The organism is Acinetobacter sp. UBA3025 (assembly GCF_002367915.1).
In the GTDB taxonomy this organism is placed as follows: domain Bacteria; phylum Pseudomonadota; class Gammaproteobacteria; order Pseudomonadales; family Moraxellaceae; genus Acinetobacter.
Genome location: NZ_DFDO01000118.1, coordinates 5,243 through 6,094, shown reverse-complemented (window position 1 = coordinate 6,094; position 852 = coordinate 5,243). Strand labels below are relative to the sequence as shown.

2 protein-coding genes and 1 pseudogene are annotated in these 852 nt (G+C 45.4%); all 3 read left to right on the top strand.

The genetic code is table 11. The features are described from left to right. Nucleotides 1-44: 44 nt before the first annotated feature. Entirely contained in the window at nt 45-410 is a 366-nt protein-coding gene (locus tag B4J23_RS05130; protein WP_125279234.1) for a DUF423 domain-containing protein, read from the top strand. Nucleotides 411-449: 39 nt separating this feature from the next. Beyond that, entirely contained in the window at nt 450-647 is a 198-nt protein-coding gene (gene thiS / locus B4J23_RS05125) for a sulfur carrier protein ThiS (protein WP_005235073.1), read from the top strand. Nucleotides 648-664: 17 nt separating this feature from the next. Continuing rightward, nucleotides 665-852, top strand: a pseudogene (locus tag B4J23_RS05120) (thiazole synthase); the annotation flags it as partial.

Genomic DNA, 852 nt, shown 5'->3' with positions numbered 1-852 from the left:
TATGCTAAGGTTAAGCGCAAACTTTATTGGGAAGGTCAATTCAAATGTGGATTGCGATTTCAGCACTGAATCTTGCGCTTGCAGTCATGCTCGGCGCATTTGGTGCCCATGGTTTAAAGACTCGAGCGACTGAAGCACAGTTGACCTGGTGGCAAACGGCCACAGATTATTTCTTCTACCATGCTCTTGGCTTACTTATTCTAGCAGTGATCAGCCGAGTAATTCCTGAATTGCCAATCAAATGGAGTTTTCTCCTGATCCAGGCGGGGATTTTCCTGTTCTGTGGCTCACTCTATGTCATGGCACTGGGTCTGCCGCGCGGTTTAGGTGCAATTACGCCAGTTGGTGGTGCCTTAATGATTGCTGGCTGGTTAATTCTGGCCTGGAATGCCGTAAAATACCTCAAATAGGTCTGATGCTTTAATCAATAATCATGGAGGGTTGCCAAGATGCTGGTGTATATCAATGGCGAACAACAAGAAACTCAATGCAAGAACCTGCTGGAACTGGTTCAAAGTCTGGCGCTTGAGGGTAAACGCTTTGCAGTTGAGGTCAATGAAATGATTATTTCTAAAAGCAGATTGGGTGAAACGCCCATTTGCGAAGCGGACAAAATAGAAATTATTCACGCAGTCGGTGGCGGCTAATAACACTTGGAACAATTATGCAAGATTTATTACAGATCGGTTCACGCCAATTCCAGTCTCGTCTTTTAGTAGGCACAGGCAAATATAAAGATTTAAATGAAACAGATCAGGCCATTCAGGCCAGCGGTGCAGAAATTGTAACGGTTGCTATTCGCCGGGTGAATATTGGTCAGCATCCAGACCAACCGAACCTGCTTTCAGTGGC

Coding starts and splice junctions, on each gene's coding strand:
- B4J23_RS05130 (WP_125279234.1), top strand. CDS start 45: ATGTGGATTGCGATTTCAGCACTGAATCTTGCGCTTGCAGTCATGCTC.
- thiS (WP_005235073.1), top strand. CDS start 450: ATGCTGGTGTATATCAATGGCGAACAACAAGAAACTCAATGCAAGAAC.